Genomic DNA, 409 nt, shown 5'->3' with positions numbered 1-409 from the left:
AACCAGCTGCTGGGGCAGAAGGACGCCACGCTCCCCCTGGAGGAGCTGATGGCCAAGAAGCGGGGCAAGGTGCTGTACGTGGACTTCTGGGCCAGCTGGTGCGTTCCCTGCCTAGAGGAGATGCCCAAGTCATTGGAACTGCAGGAGAAGTACAAGGGGCAGCCGGTGGAGTTCGTGTACCTGTCGGTGGACAAGAGCAGGGCAGCCTGGGAGAAGGGGCGGCAGCGGCACCCCAAGGCGCTGCAGACGGCCAACAGCTTCCTGCTGCTGCAGGAGTTCAGCTCCCCCTTCGCCCGGGGGCTGCGGCTGCAGGCCATCCCCCGCTACCTCCTCATTGACAAGGCAGGCAGGATCGTGAACGCCAACGCCCCCCGCCCCAGCGAGCCGGACCTGCTGGAGAAGGAGCTGG

1 protein-coding gene is annotated in these 409 nt (G+C 66.0%); it reads left to right on the top strand.

What is annotated here, in order from left to right:
- Positions 1–409 (top strand): TlpA family protein disulfide reductase (locus A8O25_RS22360; RefSeq protein ID WP_153042881.1); only part of this gene is annotated, 409 nt, incomplete at both ends.

This window comes from Rufibacter ruber (assembly GCF_001647275.1).
GTDB lineage: Bacteria > Bacteroidota > Bacteroidia > Cytophagales > Hymenobacteraceae > Nibribacter > Nibribacter ruber_C.
Note: the sequence above shows the minus strand (reverse complement) of the source record. Positions and strands in the feature narration are given on the sequence as shown.